The organism is Levilactobacillus yonginensis, from assembly GCF_964065165.1.
Classification (GTDB): domain Bacteria; phylum Bacillota; class Bacilli; order Lactobacillales; family Lactobacillaceae; genus Levilactobacillus; species Levilactobacillus yonginensis_A.
Map to the genome: position 1 here is coordinate 16,910 of NZ_OZ061550.1, position 18,118 is coordinate 35,027.

At 43.4% G+C, this 18,118-nt stretch carries 15 protein-coding genes and 4 pseudogenes; 12 read left to right on the forward strand and 7 right to left on the reverse strand.

The genetic code is table 11. The features are described 5' to 3' along the window. Nucleotides 1-70: 70 nt before the first annotated feature. The 3 genes from AB3Y94_RS12430 to AB3Y94_RS12440 all read left to right on the forward strand — a co-directional run bounded on the left by AB3Y94_RS12430 (nucleotide 71) and on the right by AB3Y94_RS12440 (nucleotide 2,357). Nucleotides 71-1,078, forward strand: coding sequence for a LacI family DNA-binding transcriptional regulator (locus AB3Y94_RS12430; protein ID WP_215660433.1), 1,008 nt, complete (start codon nucleotides 71-73; stop codon nucleotides 1,076-1,078). Between the two features lie 239 nt (nucleotides 1,079-1,317). Beyond that, nucleotides 1,318-1,764, forward strand: a complete 447-nt coding sequence (locus AB3Y94_RS12435) for a helix-turn-helix domain-containing protein (RefSeq protein WP_060463221.1) — start codon at nucleotides 1,318-1,320, stop codon at nucleotides 1,762-1,764. After that, nucleotides 1,761-2,357 (forward strand): Fic family protein, encoded by a 597-nt coding sequence (locus AB3Y94_RS12440; protein WP_060463222.1) that lies wholly within the window; start codon nucleotides 1,761-1,763, stop codon nucleotides 2,355-2,357. Before AB3Y94_RS12435 ends, AB3Y94_RS12440 begins: the two co-directional genes overlap by 4 nt. 133 nt (nucleotides 2,358-2,490) lie before the next feature. Here AB3Y94_RS12440 and AB3Y94_RS12445 read toward each other — a convergent pair whose 3' ends face one another. Continuing rightward, nucleotides 2,491-3,825: an IS256 family transposase gene (locus tag AB3Y94_RS12445; protein WP_367296534.1), complete on the reverse strand. Its 1,335-nt coding sequence runs from the start codon at nucleotides 3,823-3,825 to the stop codon at nucleotides 2,491-2,493. 312 nt (nucleotides 3,826-4,137) lie between these two features. On the opposite strand from AB3Y94_RS12445, the pseudogene AB3Y94_RS12450 reads away from it, so the two are divergent. The 5 genes and pseudogenes from AB3Y94_RS12450 to AB3Y94_RS12470 all read left to right on the forward strand — a co-directional run. Further along, nucleotides 4,138-5,433 (forward strand): annotated as a pseudogene (locus AB3Y94_RS12450) (beta-galactosidase); the annotation flags it as partial. An 82-nt stretch (nucleotides 5,434-5,515) separates the two neighbouring features. Then, nucleotides 5,516-5,779 (forward strand): transposase, encoded by a 264-nt coding sequence (locus AB3Y94_RS12455; protein ID WP_367296535.1) that lies wholly within the window; start codon nucleotides 5,516-5,518, stop codon nucleotides 5,777-5,779. A 40-nt stretch (nucleotides 5,780-5,819) separates the two neighbouring features. Continuing rightward, the gene (locus tag AB3Y94_RS12460; protein WP_367296536.1) at nucleotides 5,820-6,662 is read left to right on the forward strand and encodes an IS3 family transposase; all 843 of its coding nucleotides are present in this window, start codon (nucleotides 5,820-5,822) and stop codon (nucleotides 6,660-6,662) included. 198 nt (nucleotides 6,663-6,860) lie between these two features. Then, on the forward strand, nucleotides 6,861-8,309 hold the full coding sequence (locus AB3Y94_RS12465) for a glycoside-pentoside-hexuronide (GPH):cation symporter (protein WP_367296537.1): 1,449 nt from the start codon (nucleotides 6,861-6,863) through the stop codon (nucleotides 8,307-8,309). Between the two features lie 36 nt (nucleotides 8,310-8,345). Beyond that, a complete protein-coding gene (locus AB3Y94_RS12470) occupies nucleotides 8,346-8,825 on the forward strand; it encodes a PTS glucose transporter subunit IIA (protein ID WP_367296538.1) in 480 nt (159 codons plus the stop codon). A gap of 132 nt (nucleotides 8,826-8,957) precedes the next feature. On the opposite strand, the pseudogene AB3Y94_RS12475 reads toward AB3Y94_RS12470, so the two are convergent. From AB3Y94_RS12475 to AB3Y94_RS12495, 5 genes and pseudogenes are all read right to left on the reverse strand, one after another. Continuing rightward, a pseudogene (locus AB3Y94_RS12475) lies at nucleotides 8,958-9,320 on the reverse strand (nitroreductase family protein); the annotation flags it as partial. Further along, nucleotides 9,320-9,993, reverse strand: a pseudogene (locus AB3Y94_RS12480) (IS5 family transposase); the annotation flags it as partial. The pseudogenes AB3Y94_RS12475 and AB3Y94_RS12480, both read right to left, overlap by 1 nt. Nucleotides 9,994-10,188: 195 nt before the next feature. Next, nucleotides 10,189-10,830 carry an NAD(P)H-binding protein gene (locus AB3Y94_RS12485; protein ID WP_367296539.1) on the reverse strand — a complete coding sequence of 214 codons (642 nt, stop codon included), beginning with the start codon at nucleotides 10,828-10,830 and terminating at the stop codon, nucleotides 10,189-10,191. Nucleotides 10,831-10,934: 104 nt separating this feature from the next. Further along, entirely contained in the window at nucleotides 10,935-12,020 is a 1,086-nt protein-coding gene (locus tag AB3Y94_RS12490) for an Ldh family oxidoreductase (RefSeq protein WP_367296540.1), read from the reverse strand. Nucleotides 12,021-12,354: 334 nt separating this feature from the next. Then, nucleotides 12,355-13,284 carry an IS30-like element ISLpl1 family transposase gene (locus tag AB3Y94_RS12495; RefSeq protein WP_367296541.1) on the reverse strand — a complete coding sequence of 310 codons (930 nt, stop codon included), beginning with the start codon at nucleotides 13,282-13,284 and terminating at the stop codon, nucleotides 12,355-12,357. Nucleotides 13,285-13,557: 273 nt separating this feature from the next. Between AB3Y94_RS12495 and AB3Y94_RS12500 the strand changes: the two genes are divergently transcribed. After that, entirely contained in the window at nucleotides 13,558-14,898 is a 1,341-nt protein-coding gene (locus AB3Y94_RS12500; protein WP_015825582.1) for an amino acid permease, read from the forward strand. Nucleotides 14,899-15,151: 253 nt separating this feature from the next. Here AB3Y94_RS12500 and AB3Y94_RS12505 read toward each other — a convergent pair. Continuing rightward, a pseudogene (locus AB3Y94_RS12505) lies at nucleotides 15,152-15,832 on the reverse strand (ISL3-like element IS1165 family transposase); the annotation flags it as partial. 75 nt (nucleotides 15,833-15,907) lie between these two features. Here AB3Y94_RS12505 and AB3Y94_RS12510 point away from each other — a divergent pair. From AB3Y94_RS12510 to AB3Y94_RS12520, 3 genes are all read left to right on the forward strand, one after another. Then, on the forward strand, nucleotides 15,908-16,408 hold the full coding sequence (locus AB3Y94_RS12510) for an IS3 family transposase (RefSeq protein WP_343546678.1): 501 nt from the start codon (nucleotides 15,908-15,910) through the stop codon (nucleotides 16,406-16,408). Nucleotides 16,409-16,581: 173 nt separating this feature from the next. Next, nucleotides 16,582-16,911 carry a MazG nucleotide pyrophosphohydrolase domain-containing protein gene (locus tag AB3Y94_RS12515; protein WP_057738135.1) on the forward strand — a complete coding sequence of 110 codons (330 nt, stop codon included), beginning with the start codon at nucleotides 16,582-16,584 and terminating at the stop codon, nucleotides 16,909-16,911. A 96-nt stretch (nucleotides 16,912-17,007) separates the two neighbouring features. Further along, nucleotides 17,008-18,066, forward strand: a complete 1,059-nt coding sequence (locus AB3Y94_RS12520) for a hypothetical protein (protein ID WP_104796098.1) — start codon at nucleotides 17,008-17,010, stop codon at nucleotides 18,064-18,066. Nucleotides 18,067-18,118: the final 52 nt, after the last annotated feature.

An 18,118-nucleotide genomic window follows, 5' to 3' on the forward strand; every position in this document is an offset into this window, starting at 1 on the left:
TGATTGGTGAATAGTGTCACGCCCAGTTGCCCCACGTTTGTTATTCAGTGCTAATTAAGAGAAAAGAGGAATGACGATGGCCGTAACGTTAAAAGATATTGCGCAACGAGCAGATGTCTCATTGGCGACGGTATCGCGGGTCTTAAATTATGACAAGACACTATCAGTGAGCGAGCAGACACGCAAGCGCGTGTTTACGATTGCTGGCGAGCTGCGGTACAGTAAGCGTAAACGTCAGCATATAAAGGCGCTAATGCGGAAAAATATCGCTGTGATTCAGTGGTACTCTAAGATTCAAGAACATGATGACTTATATTATTTAGCGATTCGTAAAGGAATTGAGCATCAAGCTCAAGTGTGTGGTTTTACGACGACTAGTATCTTCCAGAATAATTTAGATCAGGTTGGCGATGATATTGACGCAATCGTGGCGGTGGGGAAATTTAGCCCTGTCCAAGTACAACAGTTGAGTCGTTTGTCAAACCAGCTTGTTTTTGTTGATGACGATCACTTTGCTCAGGGATTCAGCAGTGTGGTGACTGATTTTACGTTTGCTACTAACCGCGTCGTTGATTATTTTTGGCGGCGTGGTGTCCAAGATATCGGCATGATTTATGGCAAAGAGTGGTCCACTGATCAGCAGGTGGAGATTCCCAATCAACGTCAGCAAAGCTTTGAACAGGCGTTGCAGCGGCATCATGCCTATCATGCTGAGTATGTATTAGCTGGTGATTACACTAGTGAATCTGGTTATCTGATGATGAAACGGGCCATTGCAATGTTAGGTGACCGCTTACCACACGCCTTCTTTATCGCTAATGATCAGATGGCAGCCGGTGCGCTCAAAGCGCTACAGCAAGCTGATATTGCTGTGCCACAGCGGGTCAAGTTGTTTAGTTTCAATAACACGACGCTGGCCGAATATGTGTATCCAGAGATTAGCTCGGTCAATGTTGAGACTGAACTGATGGGAAAGACGGCCATCGATTTGTTGGTGAGCCGATTCCAAGATGATCGTCAAGCAGCCCAGCGCATTGAACTGGGAACGACGTTGGTAGAACGTGAAAGCACCAAATGAAATCATCGAGTGTTCGTGAAATTTGGCAGAAATATCGTAATTAATTAATGTGTCACCAGATTGCTAAAAAGTGGTGCATGACTTTGATGGGGCACTGGTTGGTATTGAATAGCGCGCGTGAATGGGTTGATTGGTCATGCTACTGCTTTCTAATTAGTTGGTCTGTTTTGCTAAGGTATGAGGCCATAATAACGACAATTGTACCCTTCAAGGGTATAATTGTGAGTGAGGTGATGAAGATGAAAACAACTGCCACAATCCTTAAGGAGATTCGGCAACATTACCAAATTAGTCAGGCAAAGCTGGCAAAGTTACTCAACACCTCGGTTAGAACGGTGCAGCACTGGGAACAAGCGGACTACCAACCAAGTGGCACCGCGGTACGTTTGATTCAGATTTTGGCTAAGGACGATGAGGTGTATACCGCACTGACAAACCTCGAGGAGGAGAATACGATTATGTATTTAGAACACGATGATCAGAAGTTCACCATCATGGGTGTGCAGTTTCGAAATCAAGAGGAATACCGGGCGACCATGAACTCTGTGATTAGCAACATGTATGAGGGCTTTGAACCGACTAAGTTCGATATTGAAATGGCGCAACGCTCATATGTTGAGGGGTCACCGACTGCTGAAGAAATGTTGGCTCAGATTCGGGCTGCTAAGTCGACAACTAGCAAATGAAACAATGGGAAGATTACCTTCAACCAAATGGTACCTTACGTAACTTATTAGGAATTATGGATGATGAGGAACTTCATCAACTAGAATATGATTACACTGTTGATCGGTCGCAGAAGTTAATTCTAGCCAAGTATAAGTTGCCAGATGGGCAACAATTAACTGGACAGCAGGTAGGAGGGTTAAAGTTGATTAATGGTTATCTGTTTGGAAAAGTTTACGACTGGGCGGGTCACTATCGCGAAGTTGATTTCAACAAGACTGCGAATGGCGTGGTGACGTTTTTCCACCCGGTGGCTTTATTTGGTAATGCTGAAATGGATATTCAACGTCAACTCGATAATTTTGCGATGTTACCGAATGACCGGGAACAGCTTGCACAGGCGTTGGGACAAGTTGTCACCGAAATCAACATGTTTCATCCGTTTCGGGAAGGTAATGGCCGCACGACGCGGCTGTTTACTGAGGTTTTGGCTTGGCAGCATGGTTTTGACATCAACTATACCCAGGCACAGCAGGATGCTTACATGCAAGCGTCAATTCAAGATGATGCTGAGATGATGGCACAGGTGTTCCTGGAAGTACTAACCAAATAGATCAATTATTGTTAGTCGTAATACTAAGAATGGTCTTAAAGTAAAACAACAAGTGCACTCGGAAATTTCTAATCTGAGTGCACTTGTTGTTTTAGTTTAGTGAGATATATGACGTTTGTCGCAGCGGTCAATTTTACTGCTTGAGTGGGCCACTAACTTTTCGTTTATATTCGGATGGGGTGGTCTTTAGGTATTTTTTAAACAGACGAAAGAGTGATGAGGTGTTTTGATATCCGATGATGTCGCAAATGTCAGCGAGTGTACAGTTAGTCTTGATCATCAGATTTTGGGCAGCAGAAATTCGGCGGCGGTCAACAAGTTCTTTAAAGGTCTTGCCCGTCGCTTCTTTTAATTTGTTACCCAGATAATTCGTATTATAAGAGAACTTGGCGCTGACATCACGTAATGTCACGCTTGGAAATTGTTCTTTGTGGTGGGCGGTGCGCTTGAGATACTTATTAAAGTTCTCAATCAGGTTAGTGGAGTATAGTGACTGCCGGATAGCTGGTGGAAAGTCCATGAAAGTGAGTAAATTCGGCATTTTAAGCAGATCTTTGATTAATTTGGGATAGGTCTGATGCCAGTTGTTGGCGAACTCATTCAGTTTCAGTTCGGCTGCTTCACGGTTGGCGGCCCGATGAACTTGTTTAAAGTCACTGATCACGGCCTTGCGGTCTTTTACGCGAACCTTGTTCATCAGATTCCGCCCAACATGAACCAGGCAACGTTGTCGTTTGGCTTTAGGGAAATGCCGATTCAAGCCTTCATCCAAACCAACTAACCCATCGGCCACAAACAACAGCACATCTTTAACGCCCTGCTTGATCAAGGTTCCCAGCAGTTCAGTCCAGATTCCAGTCGATTCCGTTGGCGCCACTTGGTAGTTCAGCACTTCTTTCGTACCATCTGGACGAATGCCAATCGCAATATGAACGGCTTCTTTTTGAACGGTATCCCGCTTTAACGGCAAGTAAGTGGCATCTAAGAAGATGGCCGCATATTGTGAAGCCAGTCGACGTTGCTGGAAAGCTTGAACCTGTTCATTGACGGCTTTAGTCATGTTGGAAACCGTGGCTTTGGAGTAGTGAGCACCGTACATTTTCTCAATGAGTTCGGCAATTTCAGCAGTGGTAATTCCCTTGGTATACAACTGAATGACCGTTGTTTCTAAATTATCACTGTGCCGACCGTAGGCTGGCAAGGTGTGATTTTCAAACCGGCCATTGCGATCTCGAGGAATGGTTAAGTTAAGTTGGCCGTACTTCGTATCAAACGAGCGCTCATAACTGCCGTTGCGGTTATTACCAGTGTTAATCCCAGCGTATGAGTAGCGTTCGTAACCCAAAAACTCTGCCAATTCGGTTTGAAGCAGCTGGTTAATCGCAATTTCGAGGTGGTGACGAAAAACTTCGTCCAAATCTTGCTTTTGGGCTAGTGCAGCGATAATTTCTGTGGTAAGTTCATTCATGGGGAATGCCTCCTGTGATGTTTTCTGTGGTTACTAAATATCATAAGGGAAGGCATTCCCTATTTCTATACAATTCAGAAATCTTTTATGCATTTACACAAGATATTTTACGCTCTCTTAAAAAGCTTCACTTATAATAATACGCTTTCATTAGCGCTAATAAAAGCAGTAATGAATATAAACAAAACGTAAATAATGTTTACTTGTATTTAGTAATTATTTTAGTAAAACGGGTTACATTCGTAAATGAAAGTGCTATCATAAAGATCTGTTAAAGCGTAATTAAGTTGATAGAAGTGAGGGTGCGTTTGAATGTCCAATCCATCAAAGACAACAGAATTTTTGCATGGTGGTGATTATAATCCAGACCAGTGGCTTTACCAACCCGAGGTGATTAAGCAGGATTTTAAAGCGTTTAAGGCTGCTAAGTTAAATACGGTGACATTGGGAATCTTTGCTTGAGACAAGTTAGAGCCTGCTGAGGGGCAGTATGATTTTAGCTGGTTAGATCAAATTTTCGATTGTGCCGAAGCCCAAGGGACTAAGATCATTTTGTCGACGCCAAGCGGGGTTCGTCCACGCTGGTTAGCTGAGAAATATCCAGAAGTGTTACGTGTCAATGAACACGGACAGCGAAATCAATTCGGCGAGCGACATAATCACTGTTACACATCGCCAGTTTACCGAGAAAAGGTTCAAATGATTAACCAGAAGTTGGCGGAACGTTACGGTCAACGACCAAGCTTGCTGCTATGGCATATCTCTAATGAATATGGCGGTGCTTGTTACTGTGATTTGTGCCAGCAAGCCTTTCGTCATTGAGTTCAAAAAAAGTATCAAACGTTAGCCAATTTGAACCATGCTTACTGTGGTGCTTTTTGGAGCCACGATTATGCAAGTTGGGATCAGATTCAGGCACCGTCGCCGCTGGGTGATACGAATGTAATGGGACTTAACCTGGATTGGCATCGTTTTGTAACAGACCGGACGATTGACTTTTTTGATAATGATATCAAACCGTTACGAGCGCTGACACCTAATATCCCTGTGACAGCCAATTTTATGGGTGGCAACCCATCAGAATCACACGTCTTTTATGATTTAGATTATCAGAAGTTTGCGAAGCATGTCGATATTGTGAGTTGGGATTCATATCCTAATTGGAGTAATGGTTACGAAAGTACGGCCCACTTGGCCATGAAAACTGCTTTGATGAATGACGTGATGCGGAGCCTCAAGCATGATAACTACTTGATTATGGAAAGTACACCGTCACAGGTTAATTGGCACCCATATAATCGTGCCAAACGACCAGGCATGCACGAAATGGGGATCTTGCAACAGGTTGCCCATGGCGCCGACTCAGTTTTGTATTTCCAACTACATCAATCATTAGGAGTTTCTGAAATGTTTCATAGCGCCGTCATTGCCAACCATCGTGGCTCAAATACGCGGGCATTTAAGGACGTTCAAAAAGTTGGTCAGGACTTACAAAGCTTACAGGCCGCGCATGGAACGACCAGAACTGCAGCTAAAGTCGCTATTGTCTTTGATTATGACAACATGTGGGGCTTGGATGATGCCCGCAACTACGCTAACGAAACTAAAATGGATGTAAGCTGATTCCTGAGACAACTTTTAAGAGAGGGTATAATGAATAAATCGTCTCTCAAAAGGAAGGAATTTTTACATGCCAACTCGTTACGACAAAGAATTCAAACAAAACATCATCAACCTATATAAACAAGGCGAATCAGCCGCCCAACTGGCCAGAGAATATGGAATTGGCTATTCAACCGTTCATAAGTGGATCCAGGGCCAAGCCAAAACTCAATCCGGTAAATCGCCAGACGAAATTAAAGCGATGGAAAAGCGGCTGGCTTCCCTGTCTGAGAAGAACGAAATCCTAAAAAAGCCCTGGGCTTCCTTGCGCAGAAGTAACCAATATTTTTGATTACATTCACCAAGAAAGCCATCACCACCAGGTAACCAAGATGTGCCGAATCCTCGGTGTTTCCAGAGCTCAGTATTATCGTTATCGATCCCCCAAACCTTCAAAACGCCGGGCCGAAGATGCGGACTTGAAACAACGGATTCTGCGGATCTTTGCGGAATTTAAGCAGCGATACGGTGTTATGAAGATCCACCATGAATTGAATCTGGAACTTCAACCACTGCAGCTTCGGTGCAGTACACGACGGATTTCCCGGCTCATGAAGGAACTGGATATCCACTCCGTTACCGTCAATAAGTGGAAAGCGGCTTCGGCTTCCAAAACCAAGGTTGAACAGCGTCCCAACTTGCTTAAGCAGGATTTCTCGACCACTGGTTTAAATCAAAAATGGACCGCTGATATGACCTATATTCAAACGAAGCGTAATGGCTGGTGTTACTTATCAACCATCATGGATCTGCACTCAAGACGAATTATCGGCTATTCATTCTCAAAAAAGATGGATATTGATTTAGTCTTAAAGACCCTGGAAAGCGCGGTTAAAAATCGAACCATTACTGGGGACCTGATTATCCACACAGACTTAGGATCACAGTACACCAGCGATGATTACAACCAACGGTTAACAGAACTACATATCCGCCACTCTTACAGCCGTAAGGGGTGTCCATACGATAATGCACCAATGGAATCTTTTCATGCTTCCCTCAAAAAGGAATGTGTTTATCCAGTGCCGGTCTTTGAGAATTATGAAACTGCCGCTGCTGTCCTTTTTGAATATGTGCATGCTTTCTACAATAGGAAGAGAATTCATAGTTCACTGGGCTACCAGACCCCCTTACAAGTTGAAATCGCAACACTTACGAGCCAAATGGCCGCCTGATTTAATGCTTTCCATGGTTCAAATAAGTTATTAATCACGATTAATGATTTATTTGAGCTGTGGCAGGTAAACGCGGTTCTGAATGTCTCTTAAAACCTGTCTCAAATATTGACTTCAATCCAAATATTTCTCAAATATTTCATACCGAAACCCGCATTTATTTGGCGGATATCGGCACGCTGGGAGGCGTTTTATAAATTGGATGCTGTACAAAAGAAAGATCGCCGGAAAAAATTCTGGTCGATTTTCAACTTTGCGTTTGCGAATATAGGTGGATCAGCGGTTTATATGACCTTCGGGACCTACTTTATGGTCTATGTTACCTCGGCCATGTTTACCGGCGTTCCAAAAGCACAAGCCAACAAGCTCATTGCAATGATTACCGGATTGATTTTCATTATTCGGCTTGTGGAAGTTTTCATTGACCCGATTATTGGTAATATTGTTGATAATACCAATACCCGCTGGGGAAAATTTAAGCCGTGGCTGATTGGTGCCGGGACGATATCCAGTCTATTACTGGCATTACTGTTTTCCGGGATCTTTGGCTTATCGCGGATAAGTGCAACTTGGTTCACCATCATGTTTATCCTGATCTTTATCACCTTTGATATCTTTTATTCATTCAGAGATGTTTCATATTGGGGCATGGTGCCCGCTTTGACTGAAGATAGTCATGAACGGTCATTATTTACTGCCGCTGCTAACTTCAGTGCATTTGGTCAAAACATTGTGACCATCATTATTGTTCCTGTTGTCACATACGTTACGTTTGTCTTTACCGGGTCACACAACGAAGGGCAACCCGGCTGGACGGCATTTGGCATTTTAATCGCCGTTGTCGGCATCATTTGCTCGTTCGTGGTTGGTTTGGGAACGCATGAAAAACATAATGCTTTGCGTGCCGTTACTAAACAAAAGACAAGTTTGAAAGACATGTTCTGGGCTTTGGCTCATAACGATCAAATGCTGTGGACCGCATTTCCATACCTAATTTATGGATTTGGTAACGCCTCCACTGCCGGCCTGATGTTCTACATGTTCAAGTACGTCATGGATAAGCCTGGGTTATTCTGGATTGCCGGTCTTATCCCGACAATTGCCGGTTTCTTTACCTCGCCGTTGTATCCCATCATCAATAAGTGGGTTACCAGAAAGACCATCTACGCTGTCAGCATGTGCAGCATGATTTTAGCCTACATTTTGCTGATTGTGTCAGGTGATAACTTACCGATGGTTATCACAGCCATGATCCTTTATTACGTGCCACAAGGCTTCATTTTCATGGCCGTTATTCTGACGTTGACTGATACGATTGAATATGGTCAACTTAAAAATGGGACCCGTAACGAAGCTGTTACCTTGGCCATCCGTCCAATGCTGGACAAGATGTCCAGTGCGATTTCAAACGCCATTGTTGGTTGGGTTGCCGTTGCTGCCGGGATGACCGGTACCGCAACCGCTGCTTCAATGACACCCGGAGGCATTTCATTATTCAAACTGGTTGCTTTCTGGATTTCATTGTTCCTGCTCGTTGCTGCATTGTTCATTTACGTCTTTAAGGTAAAGATTTCTGAAAAGAAGCATGCTGAGATTGTTGATGAATTGCAGAAGAAATTAGCGACTGAAGGAATTTACGGAGCTTAAGCTGCAGACAACACCACAGCTCAAACGGAAGTTACCATGCCTGGCGCCAAGGCTGCTACAATTGCCGTTGCCGCACCAGTTAGTGGTGTGAGCGTTAACTTGGCAGATGTGGTTGACGAGCATGACCATAAAGGCTTGCCAGGTAACGGAATCGGTATTCAACCGACGGAAGGCAAGATATACGCGCCGTTTGATGGCCAAGTGCTGATGCTGTTTACCACCAAGCACGTCATTGGTTTACGCTCGAATGATGGTTTGGAAGTCTTGATTCATGTGGGACTTGGTACCGTGAATATGCGTGGCGAAGGCTTCATTAACCATGTTGATTCTGGCCAGTCCTTCAAGAAGGGTGACTTACTGCTGGAATTTAACCGTGACAAGATTCAGCAGGCAGGCTACAAAGATACCGTGGTTGTCTTGCTGACACAGGGTGACAAGGTTGTTCAGACTGATTACACGCAGCAAGAGGTCGTTAGTCACGGTGATGAACTTGTGAAGGCTCAATTGAAGAAATAAGATTGGGACGAAAGGCGTTTTGATCCCGGCCATTTGTACCAAGTTTTGTCAATATAAGGGGGGAAACCGTAGCTGTCACGATTTGACACACAGAATCGACTAATGATGGCCCCGATTTTTATTGGAATTAAATTACTTCAAAACCTTGAAGCGATCTTCATCACTCATAAATTCTTTTTCATCAGCTGGAGCTTCAATTGAACCGAAGTCCATTTGAGCACGCAATTTCCAGCTGTCAGGGATGCCAAATGCTTCCTTAACTTCGTCATCGATTAGTGGGTTGTAATGTTGCAAGTTAGCGCCAATACCATTTTCGGCAAGGGATGTCCAAACGGCAAATTGGGCGTTGCCTTGGGCTTGTTCTGCCCAGTCGGCGAAGTTGTCCGCATACAGTGCGAAGTCGTTTTCAAAGCGGTGAACAACGTCCATGTCAGTGTAGTACATCACAGTCCCAAATGCTGACTTGAAGGCGTTAATCTTCTCTAAGAAGCTGTCTAAAATCTCTTAAGTAATAGTGCTAAAAACGCTAAAACGACCATTTGCAGACTGGTGGTTAATTGACGCTCACAATTTTTCCAAAGTCGCCGACAATTCTCTAGCCAACTAAAAGATCGTTCGACTACCCAACGTTGGGGCATGACTTCGAATCGATGCAACTCATTGCGCTTCGCAACCTGCACGGTTGCGTTTAAATTACTGGCTACATCGAGCTGAAAATTAACGCCTGAATAACCACCATCAACTAAGACATTTTGAACCTGGCGTAAATGCATGGCATGTAAAGCGATCATTGCACTGGCCCCGTCTCGATCAGAGACGTTCGCTCGCGTCATGTGAATGGCCTGCGGAAAGCCATGGATATCAACTGCCAGATGGCGCTTAATTCCCGAGATTTTCTTACCAGCGTCGTAACCTTTGTTTTCAGCAGTAGCGGTGTTTTTGACGCTCTGAGCGTCAACGATAATAAAGGAGGTTAAAGCTGAACGTCCTTGGTAAGTTCGCCGAGCAATGACAATTTTTTTAAAACTTGTTCCAATAAAGAATCAGCCGTAGGCTCAGCTTTAGTTGACCAAATTTTGTAATAGTTGTAAACTGACCGCCATTCTGGGAAATCACCGGGGACTTGACGCCATTGGCAACCGGTTTTCAAGACATATAGGACCGCACAGAAGTGGATGAGACATTAGTTAGCAAGGTGCTTATCAATGCAACTTGGCTTGCCATTTTTAGATTGATAAAACTTGCGGCAAACGGCTGATCTCGGCCATTTAAGCCAAAAAAAGTAACGCATTCTGGTTTTGAATGCGCTACTTTTTTACTTAAATTCTGGGATCAAATCGCCTTTCGTCCCAATCTTGTCAAATTAATAAAACGACGGTTTATCCCAATTCGTATTTGGCTCGTTAACGCCTAAGCTCTTGCGGGCGTACTTCCGGGACTCATCCAGCAAGATGTTGACAATCAGTTGGGCAACGGCTTGACGGGTCACTTGGGTCCCACCAAATGGCTGGTCGCTGTCAGTTAACTCATAGTTGGTGTTACCGTCTTTATTATAAAGCCAAGCTAACCGCAGCAACGTGTAAGTGAGATCAGAATCCTTGATGACTTTGGCGGTTTTAATCCGCTTGGTGATTGAGCTTTCAATCATACTGGTATTCCACTGACCAAAGGCGCCCTTGACCTCATCTTCAATTCCAAGGACGGTGGCTCCGATAAATTGGCGGACGTGGTTGGCATCCATTGCTGCCACAATATTTTTAACGGAATCGAGATCACGCATTTCATTCAAATACACCGCGTCAACGCCATCCATGGCCTGATTCAAGGTATCCTTGTCGTTGAAGTCGCCATCAATGACGGTTTCTCGGCTTGGATCAGTCACTTTAATACGATTGTTGGCATTGCGAGCATACAGTTTTAAGTTAAAATCAGTTTGTTGTAAGAGGGCTGGAATCAAATAACTGGAAATTTGACCTGCGGCTCCTAAAATTAATACAGTTTTCAATTGAATACCTCCTCAAATCATTTTGTTACCACCACTACTATAACGCTTTTGGTTGCAGAAAAGCATTTTGTAGAATTAGTCATTAATGGAGATACCAATCAAAATTAGATTGCCTGGGGAACGACGACACCGGCTTGCTTGCCAATTGTCTCCAGCTCCTGAGCGGTCTTATCATCAATCACAACGCCTTGCTTAAGATTCTCGTCATAATGTTTATACTCACGATCGCCGGGGATCATGATATGAGTCCCGGGAACGTGCTTGAGGTGGCGAATCCGATCAAACATCTTAGTAGCTCGTTGTTTGAGATCATCAAGCTCGCCAAACAATACCGGATTGATGGTTAAGAAGAACTGACTGAAGTCGTGGCGACCCGGTTTGTTGGTATCAGCCGAAATTGAGCCCTGAGCTAAGATGCCCGTTAATAATTCAACCACTAAGGAATTACCAAATCCCTTATAGTTGGAATTTTGTTCAAGTAAGCCACCAAGGGTTAGGACTCCGCCGCCAGGCTCATCTTCCGTGAAGGCAACTTTGGCCAAATTGTATTCCACTTTTTGCGCATCGGTGACCACGTGTCGTTGGTCATCAACCGCCCAGTCGCCGGGAATGGGTTGATTGTTTTTGGCGAGCACTTGAATCTTTCCACTGGAAACAATCGAGGTCGCCCCATCGAAGACAAAGGGATGGGGGTCAGCCGGGAAAGTAAAGGCGAAGGCATTGGAACCCAAGAAGGCCTCAGTCGCGTTGGTTGGAACAACTAATGGGCGCGTGTTGGTCAAGGCAATCCCAATTAATCCTTGCTTAGCGGCTAAGCGGGCATAGTAGCCGGCCGTTCCGAAATGATTGGAGTTGCGGATAACAGCCAGCGAAATCCCCAATTTCTTGGTTTTGTCGATTAAGCTGTTCATTGCAAATGCTGAGGCAATCTGACCCATGTTTTTATTGGCATCGATCAGTAGGCTGGTCGGCGTTTCCTTTAGGACTTTCACTTTGTTTTTGGGTTCAATAATGTGTTCTTTGATCATGCTGGTGTACCAAGCCAACCGTTGAATCCCATGGGACGAAATGCCCCGTAAATCCGCATCAACTAATGTGTCGGCAAGTAGGGCGCCATCATGTTCTGAAAACCCGTCTGTTGCAAATACCTTTTCTAAAAATGTTTTTTCTGCTGATGAACTTATTCTCATCAGATCCGCTCCCTTTCAAATGAAGATTGATTTTCATTAGACGCAAAAAATCCCTGAACAAAAATAATTGTCCAGGGACGAATTTAGTCGTAATGCCACCCAAAGTTTGTGATTCAACTTACGCTGAATCACCTCAAAAATACAATCAAAAAGATCATATTCTGGGGGATATCGACCCCTCAACGTGTCTAAAGCTTTCACTTTCGACAAGACTCCGAGCTCATCTTCACCGATTGGTTTAGCCTGCATTTTCAGCATTCAGCAGTCTCTGTTTGGTAAGCCAACCAGTTACTCTTCTCATTAACGTCTCATGTTTAATTGGTAGATTGCAAATTTAATCCGAATTTTTGGACAAATTTGTCAGCATAACCTGATACGGTGTTTGCCAGTCGAGTATTTTAAGCGGTCGCTGGTTAATTTGGAGTAACGTCGTCGTTAAATTTTGAGCACTAATGTGCTCAAAACGAGTCCCTTTAGGATAAAAATAACGTAAATTCCGATTAAAGCGTTCATTACTACCACGTTCAGCTGGCGTATAAGCATGGCAGTAATAGGTCTTAATACCATATTGTGATTCAAGTGATACTAGCCCACTAAACTCAGTGCCACGGTCCACAGTAAAGCTGTGCACCGGACCATTAAAAGTGGTTAGGAACTTAGTTAGTGCTTCATTAACAGTCGCTGTCGTCCGATCTTTTAACCGGTATGCCCAAAGGAACCGTGATTTGCGATCGATTAAAGTTAATAAAACTGCCTTACTATGCCCACGAGGACCAACGACTGTATCTAGTTCAAAATCGCCGATGCGATTACGTTGATTAATCATCATGGGACGCTGTTCAATTGATCGCCCCAAAGATTGATTATATTTGGATCGTTGGTCAACGTTACGCCGTTGGCGTACGCCATGTTCAGGTAGATCATTCAAGGAGAAACCAATTCTCCCCTGATTTAGCCAATTATAAATAGATTTAGTAGCTAGTTTAAATTCGTGAGCAATCATTCCTGGTGACCAGCTTAGACGTAAATGGTTGAGAATTTTTTGCTTTAACTCATCGCTCAGCTTAGTTTTCCGACCACATCGTGATCGCTTGTATTCGGCATCTGTTTGTGCTAATTCAGCCTGATAAGATTGACATCGAGATAATTCATAAGAAATTGTTGACGGTGATCGGTTCAGCCGAACGCCCATTTGGATATTGGACAGCCCTAGTTCACAAAAGGTTTCGATTTTAATTCGTTCGGAATAGGTTATACTAGACAAAAGATCAGCTCCTAAAAGATGGGTTTGTGGTAAACACCATTTTAAAGGAAGCTGATCTTTTTTGTCCGAACAGCGTTCGGATTAATTTTACAATCTACCAATTAAAGATACCAGAAAAAATCCTGCATGGCAATTAAAACCCGTTTTTTACGGTTTCCTTCGGTGGCAAAAGTTGCACGGTGGATTATTTTATCATAAAATGAATGAACGTGAAAAAATCTGTATTTTTATGAAAATTATTATCAAATTGGATTAAAGGAAAGTTGAGGTCATATGGAAAATCAGCAACTTGCCCGTAAACTAAAACGCCGTCACGTGCAGATGATTGCGCTTGGTGGCGCGATTGGAACCGGGCTCTTTTTAGGATCCGGTTCAGCAATCAAACAGGCGGGGCCGTCGATCTTGTTGGCTTATGCCATTGGCGGTTTCTTCTGTTACTTGATGATGCGAGCACTGGGCGAGCTATTATTGTCGGATACGCGCTTACATTCGTTTCTAGAATTCATTAATCGATATTTAGGTAAACGTTTCGAGTTTGCCATTGGGTGGACCTATTGGCTCTGCTGGATCAGTTTAGCTATGGCTGACTTGACTGCGAGTGGTATCTACATTCGTTACTGGTTTCCGTGGATCCCGCAGTGGGTGACACCCTTAATAATTATTTTGATTTTATTAGTATTCAATATGCTCTCCGTCAGTGCGTTTGGCGAACTAGAATATTGGTTTTCGATGATTAAAGTGGTGGCTATCATTGCTTTGATCGTGACGGGGGCTATCTTGATTGGTTCATCGGCCCATGTCGGTGGGCAAACGGTCTCGGTGACAAATTTGGTCAGTCACGGAGGCTTCTTCCCAACAGGTGTCCAGGGCTTCTTGATGTCGTTTTCGCTCGTTATCTTTGCGTTTACGGGCATCGAAATGGTTGGAATTACAGCTGGGGAAGCCGAAAACCCAGAAAAAGAATTACCACGGGCCATCAATAGCTTACCTATTCGAATCTCATTCTTCTACGTGGGCGCTTTATTCGTGATCATGGCAATTTATCCTTGGGATCAGATCACGACCAGTCAGTCACCCTTTGTGCAAGTTTTCAGCGACGTTGGGATCAAAGCCGCGGCCAGCATTATCAACTTCGTGGTTTTGACCGCGGCGCTCTCGGCTTGTAATAGTGCCATCTTCAGTACGAGTCGAACACTATTTACACTTGCGCACGGTGACAACGCGCCGAAATGGATGGGAAAGGTCAATCGTTACAACGTTCCCGCCCGCTCATTGTTATTCTCATCATTGATCTTACTGGTGATCGTGGCGTTGAATTACGTGATTCCAAGTACCGTCTTCACGTTGATCTCTAACGTGGCAACGACCAACTTCATCATTGTTTGGTGTGCCTTGTTGGTGTGCCATTACGTTTACAAACGAACCACTGACAGTACGCATAATCCGTTTAAACTGCCACTGTTCCCTGTTTCCAACATCGCGACCTTGGCCTTCTTTATCGCGGTGACGGTCGTCTTGTGCTTTGATCAAGTCAACCGTTGGGCAGTCATCGGTTCAGTCGTTTGGTTCGTCATTTTATTAGTCATCGAACGAAGTATGCATCGCACCGTTTAAAAACGATAATTGTAATCACTGGTCATCAGTCTTGGTAAAACCAATTAGTTTACCAGCTAATGGCCGGCGATTTTTGTGGAAGTTTGTCAAATGGTGTTGAAGGATAGTTTCTATCCTTTGGAGATCTCCTCGTGTGGGAGATCTTTTTTGTTGTTTTATTAGTTGCGGCGTTTAATCTGGTGTGTTGTCTGAATATCGTACTTGAAGGCATAACAAATAAGCCTACCATCGTGACGTTATTGTGGTAGATAATCTAGGCAATCAGCTGGTAGACGCGTGTGAACATATTGGCCTGATTGGAGAAGCCATAACAAGCACGTTTGAGCTCCTTGATCTTACGGTTGATGCCCTCTATCGGTCCGTTAGAGTAGGACGATTTGGCGGCGTTAATTACGCCATTAAGATTCTTTCGTAGGGTATGCATGGCCGTATCTAGGGGCGTGCCGTTAGGCTGATAGTTAGTGATGATATTCTTGAGTTCATCAGCGTGACGCCCCATCAAAGCATCGTGGAGATCGATGTAGGTTTCATAAGCTGTTTTGAAGGCCGGAAACGTATCGGTTCCAATATCAATAGCGTTCTGTTCGGTCGAGTACTCATTCAGGCCGAAGAGGTAGCGGCTCTTTTGTGCGTCAGGGTTGGCCTTGTGGAATAGGCGCCATAGTGATTTCAGTACTTTATATTCCCGCGAATGCTTGTCGAGTTGCTTTAAACATTGAGTGCGAATGGTATCCATCGTCCGGCCCATTAATTGAATAATGTGGAACCGATCAATAATGAGTTCGGCGTTAGGGAATAGTTCGTGCACGAATGCCTGATAGGAGGCGTTCATGTCCATGATGACGCGTTGAACCGCGGCCCGTTCTGCGGTGCTGTACGGACTAAGAAAGAACTGTTTGATGGTTCTATTAAGGCGGTCGCTAAGTACTTTAACGGGTCTAGAATTTTTAGTGTTGGAAAGTATTTCCATTCCAAAAGTACTAGGCCCTAATTTAAAAAGCCATTGATAATGGATCAAAAACGGCCAATAGGGTATATTCAAACGAAGCGTAATGGCTGGTGTTACTTATCAACCATCATGGATCTGCACTCAAGACGAATTATCGGCTATTCATTCTCAAAAAAGATGGATATTGATTTAGTCTTAAAGACCCTGGAAAGCGCGGTTAAAAATCGAACCATTACTGGGGACCTGATTATCCACACAGACTTAGGATCACAGTACACCAGCGATGATTACAACCAACGGTTAACAGAACTACATATCCGCCACTCTTACAGCCGTAAGGGGTGTCCATACGATAATGCACCAATGGAATCTTTTCATGCTTCCCTCAAAAAGGAATGTGTTTATCCAGTGCCGGTCTTTGAGAATTATGAAACTGCCGCTGCTGTCCTTTTTGAATATGTGCATGCTTTCTACAATAGGAAGAGAATTCATAGTTCACTGGGCTACCAGACCCCCTTACAAGTTGAAATCGCAACACTTACGAGCCAAATGGCCGCCTGATTTAATGCTTTCCAGGGTTCAAATAAGTTATTAATCGCGATTAATGATTTATTTGAGCTGTGGAAGGTAAACGCGGTTCTGAATGTCTCTTAAAATCTGTCTCAAATATTGACTTCAATCCACAATCATATAATTAAAAGCACTACGATAATAATATCACGGAGGAATTGTGGATGAATTTAAAAGATCATGAAAATTGGTTAGTAGACTTTTACAAACAACGAGATTGGTATAAGTACACTCCTCCAGTTAGGCTAAATTATTTGACCGAAGAGGTTGGTGAACTGTCAAGAGCAATCCGTTCAATTGAATTCGGTCGCGATCATCCAGGTGAGCGCAAGCTATCAACCTATGAAAAGTTTGATAACTTAAACGAAGAACTTGCAGACGTCATTGACCAAGTACTGATAATTTGTAGTCAATACGACATTGACCCCACATCCTTAATGGAATATAGCGAGCGGAAGCTAAATAAACGTTTCGAATCAAATCAAGGTGCTTAATGGAAAGTTGCTACGGTAGGCATCAGACTCATTTGACCCTCCCTACTCACTTTTTTGTTATAATAAAGTTATACAAACAAAGGGAGCGTGACATAAATGACAAAACTAATTACACTGAAAAATTTGCCGAAGACACTGACTCCGAATGAAGATGTACTCACCTTGAGTATTAATTTAAATAAATTAAAATACCAACAAGATGAGCGTCTGCACTTAAAGAGTGCGCTTACAGAAATTAAAAAATATTCTATGGAACACCCTGAATTAAACTATAAAGAGCTTGAACGTCAGGTAGACAACTTGATTGATCAGAACCTACCATACCAAGGGATAACGTTATTCATTCAAGGTAATACTTTAGAGTTGTTCGTTTTACCACGGACAACTGTTGACGAAGTAAAGTTAACAATTAGCAAATCTCCCGACTTACTATCTATTTTACGTGAGCAACCAAACAAGATGTATTACTTGTTAGCGTTAGAGGGAACATCATTCAGACTATTCAAAATTGTTGATAAAACAGTTGCACCCGTGAAATTAGATGCAGACGCCCCAACCGACCTAGTGGAAACATTAGGATCAGAAAAACGTGGTGGTGAACTTAACTTTATTGGTCAAGGTGGTTCAACAACTTTCCATGGCCACAATGAAACAAGCAAGGAAAAACAGATTGATTTAGAGCGTTACTACCGCGAAATCAATAAGTATCTGGTTGAAACTATTGACTTAACTGTTCCAATCGTCTTAATGGGATTACCTAAAAATCTGGCATTATTCAAACGAATTTCAGAAAAGCTGTCTCTATCTGAAATTCAAATTAGCAAATCCCCAACGGACTTAACAAATGCCCAAATTGAAAAGACCACTAGCAACGAAATCAGTGAACAAGAGGTTGAAACAATCACTGACGATGTTGCTGCCATTAATAACAAGCGGGTATTAACTGACACAGCTGAAATTGACCAAGCAATTGATACAAACCAACTAAACAAGCTGATTGTTAACGTTGGTAACCTATCCAATAGCGTCGATGACCACCTATACAATGACATCAACCGAATTATCTCTCGTGCCTTAAAGATTAACAGTCAGGTGGTTGTTCTTAAACAAGAAGAACCACAATCACCAGCCTTATTGGAAGCAACAACTTATTAATCAAAAAGCTCACAGAGCACGCCTAAACGGGGCTGTTCTGTGAGCTTTTTGA

Bases quoted from the DNA above. Each gene is read 5' to 3' on its own strand.
- AB3Y94_RS12430 (WP_215660433.1), top strand. From the start codon at position 71: ATGACGATGGCCGTAACGTTAAAAGATATTGCGCAACGAGCAGATGTC.
- AB3Y94_RS12435 (WP_060463221.1), top strand. From the start codon at position 1,318: ATGAAAACAACTGCCACAATCCTTAAGGAGATTCGGCAACATTACCAA.
- AB3Y94_RS12440 (WP_060463222.1), top strand. From the start codon at position 1,761: ATGAAACAATGGGAAGATTACCTTCAACCAAATGGTACCTTACGTAAC.
- AB3Y94_RS12445 (WP_367296534.1), bottom strand. From the start codon at position 3,825: ATGAATGAACTTACCACAGAAATTATCGCTGCACTAGCCCAAAAGCAA.
- AB3Y94_RS12455 (WP_367296535.1), top strand. From the start codon at position 5,516: ATGCCAACTCGTTACGACAAAGAATTCAAACAAAACATCATCAACCTA.
- AB3Y94_RS12460 (WP_367296536.1), top strand. From the start codon at position 5,820: ATGTGCCGAATCCTCGGTGTTTCCAGAGCTCAGTATTATCGTTATCGA.
- AB3Y94_RS12470 (WP_367296538.1), top strand. From the start codon at position 8,346: ATGCCTGGCGCCAAGGCTGCTACAATTGCCGTTGCCGCACCAGTTAGT.
- AB3Y94_RS12490 (WP_367296540.1), bottom strand. From the start codon at position 12,020: ATGAGAATAAGTTCATCAGCAGAAAAAACATTTTTAGAAAAGGTATTT.
- AB3Y94_RS12500 (WP_015825582.1), top strand. From the start codon at position 13,558: ATGGAAAATCAGCAACTTGCCCGTAAACTAAAACGCCGTCACGTGCAG.
- AB3Y94_RS12510 (WP_343546678.1), top strand. From the start codon at position 15,908: ATGGATCAAAAACGGCCAATAGGGTATATTCAAACGAAGCGTAATGGC.
- AB3Y94_RS12515 (WP_057738135.1), top strand. From the start codon at position 16,582: ATGAATTTAAAAGATCATGAAAATTGGTTAGTAGACTTTTACAAACAA.
- AB3Y94_RS12520 (WP_104796098.1), top strand. From the start codon at position 17,008: ATGACAAAACTAATTACACTGAAAAATTTGCCGAAGACACTGACTCCG.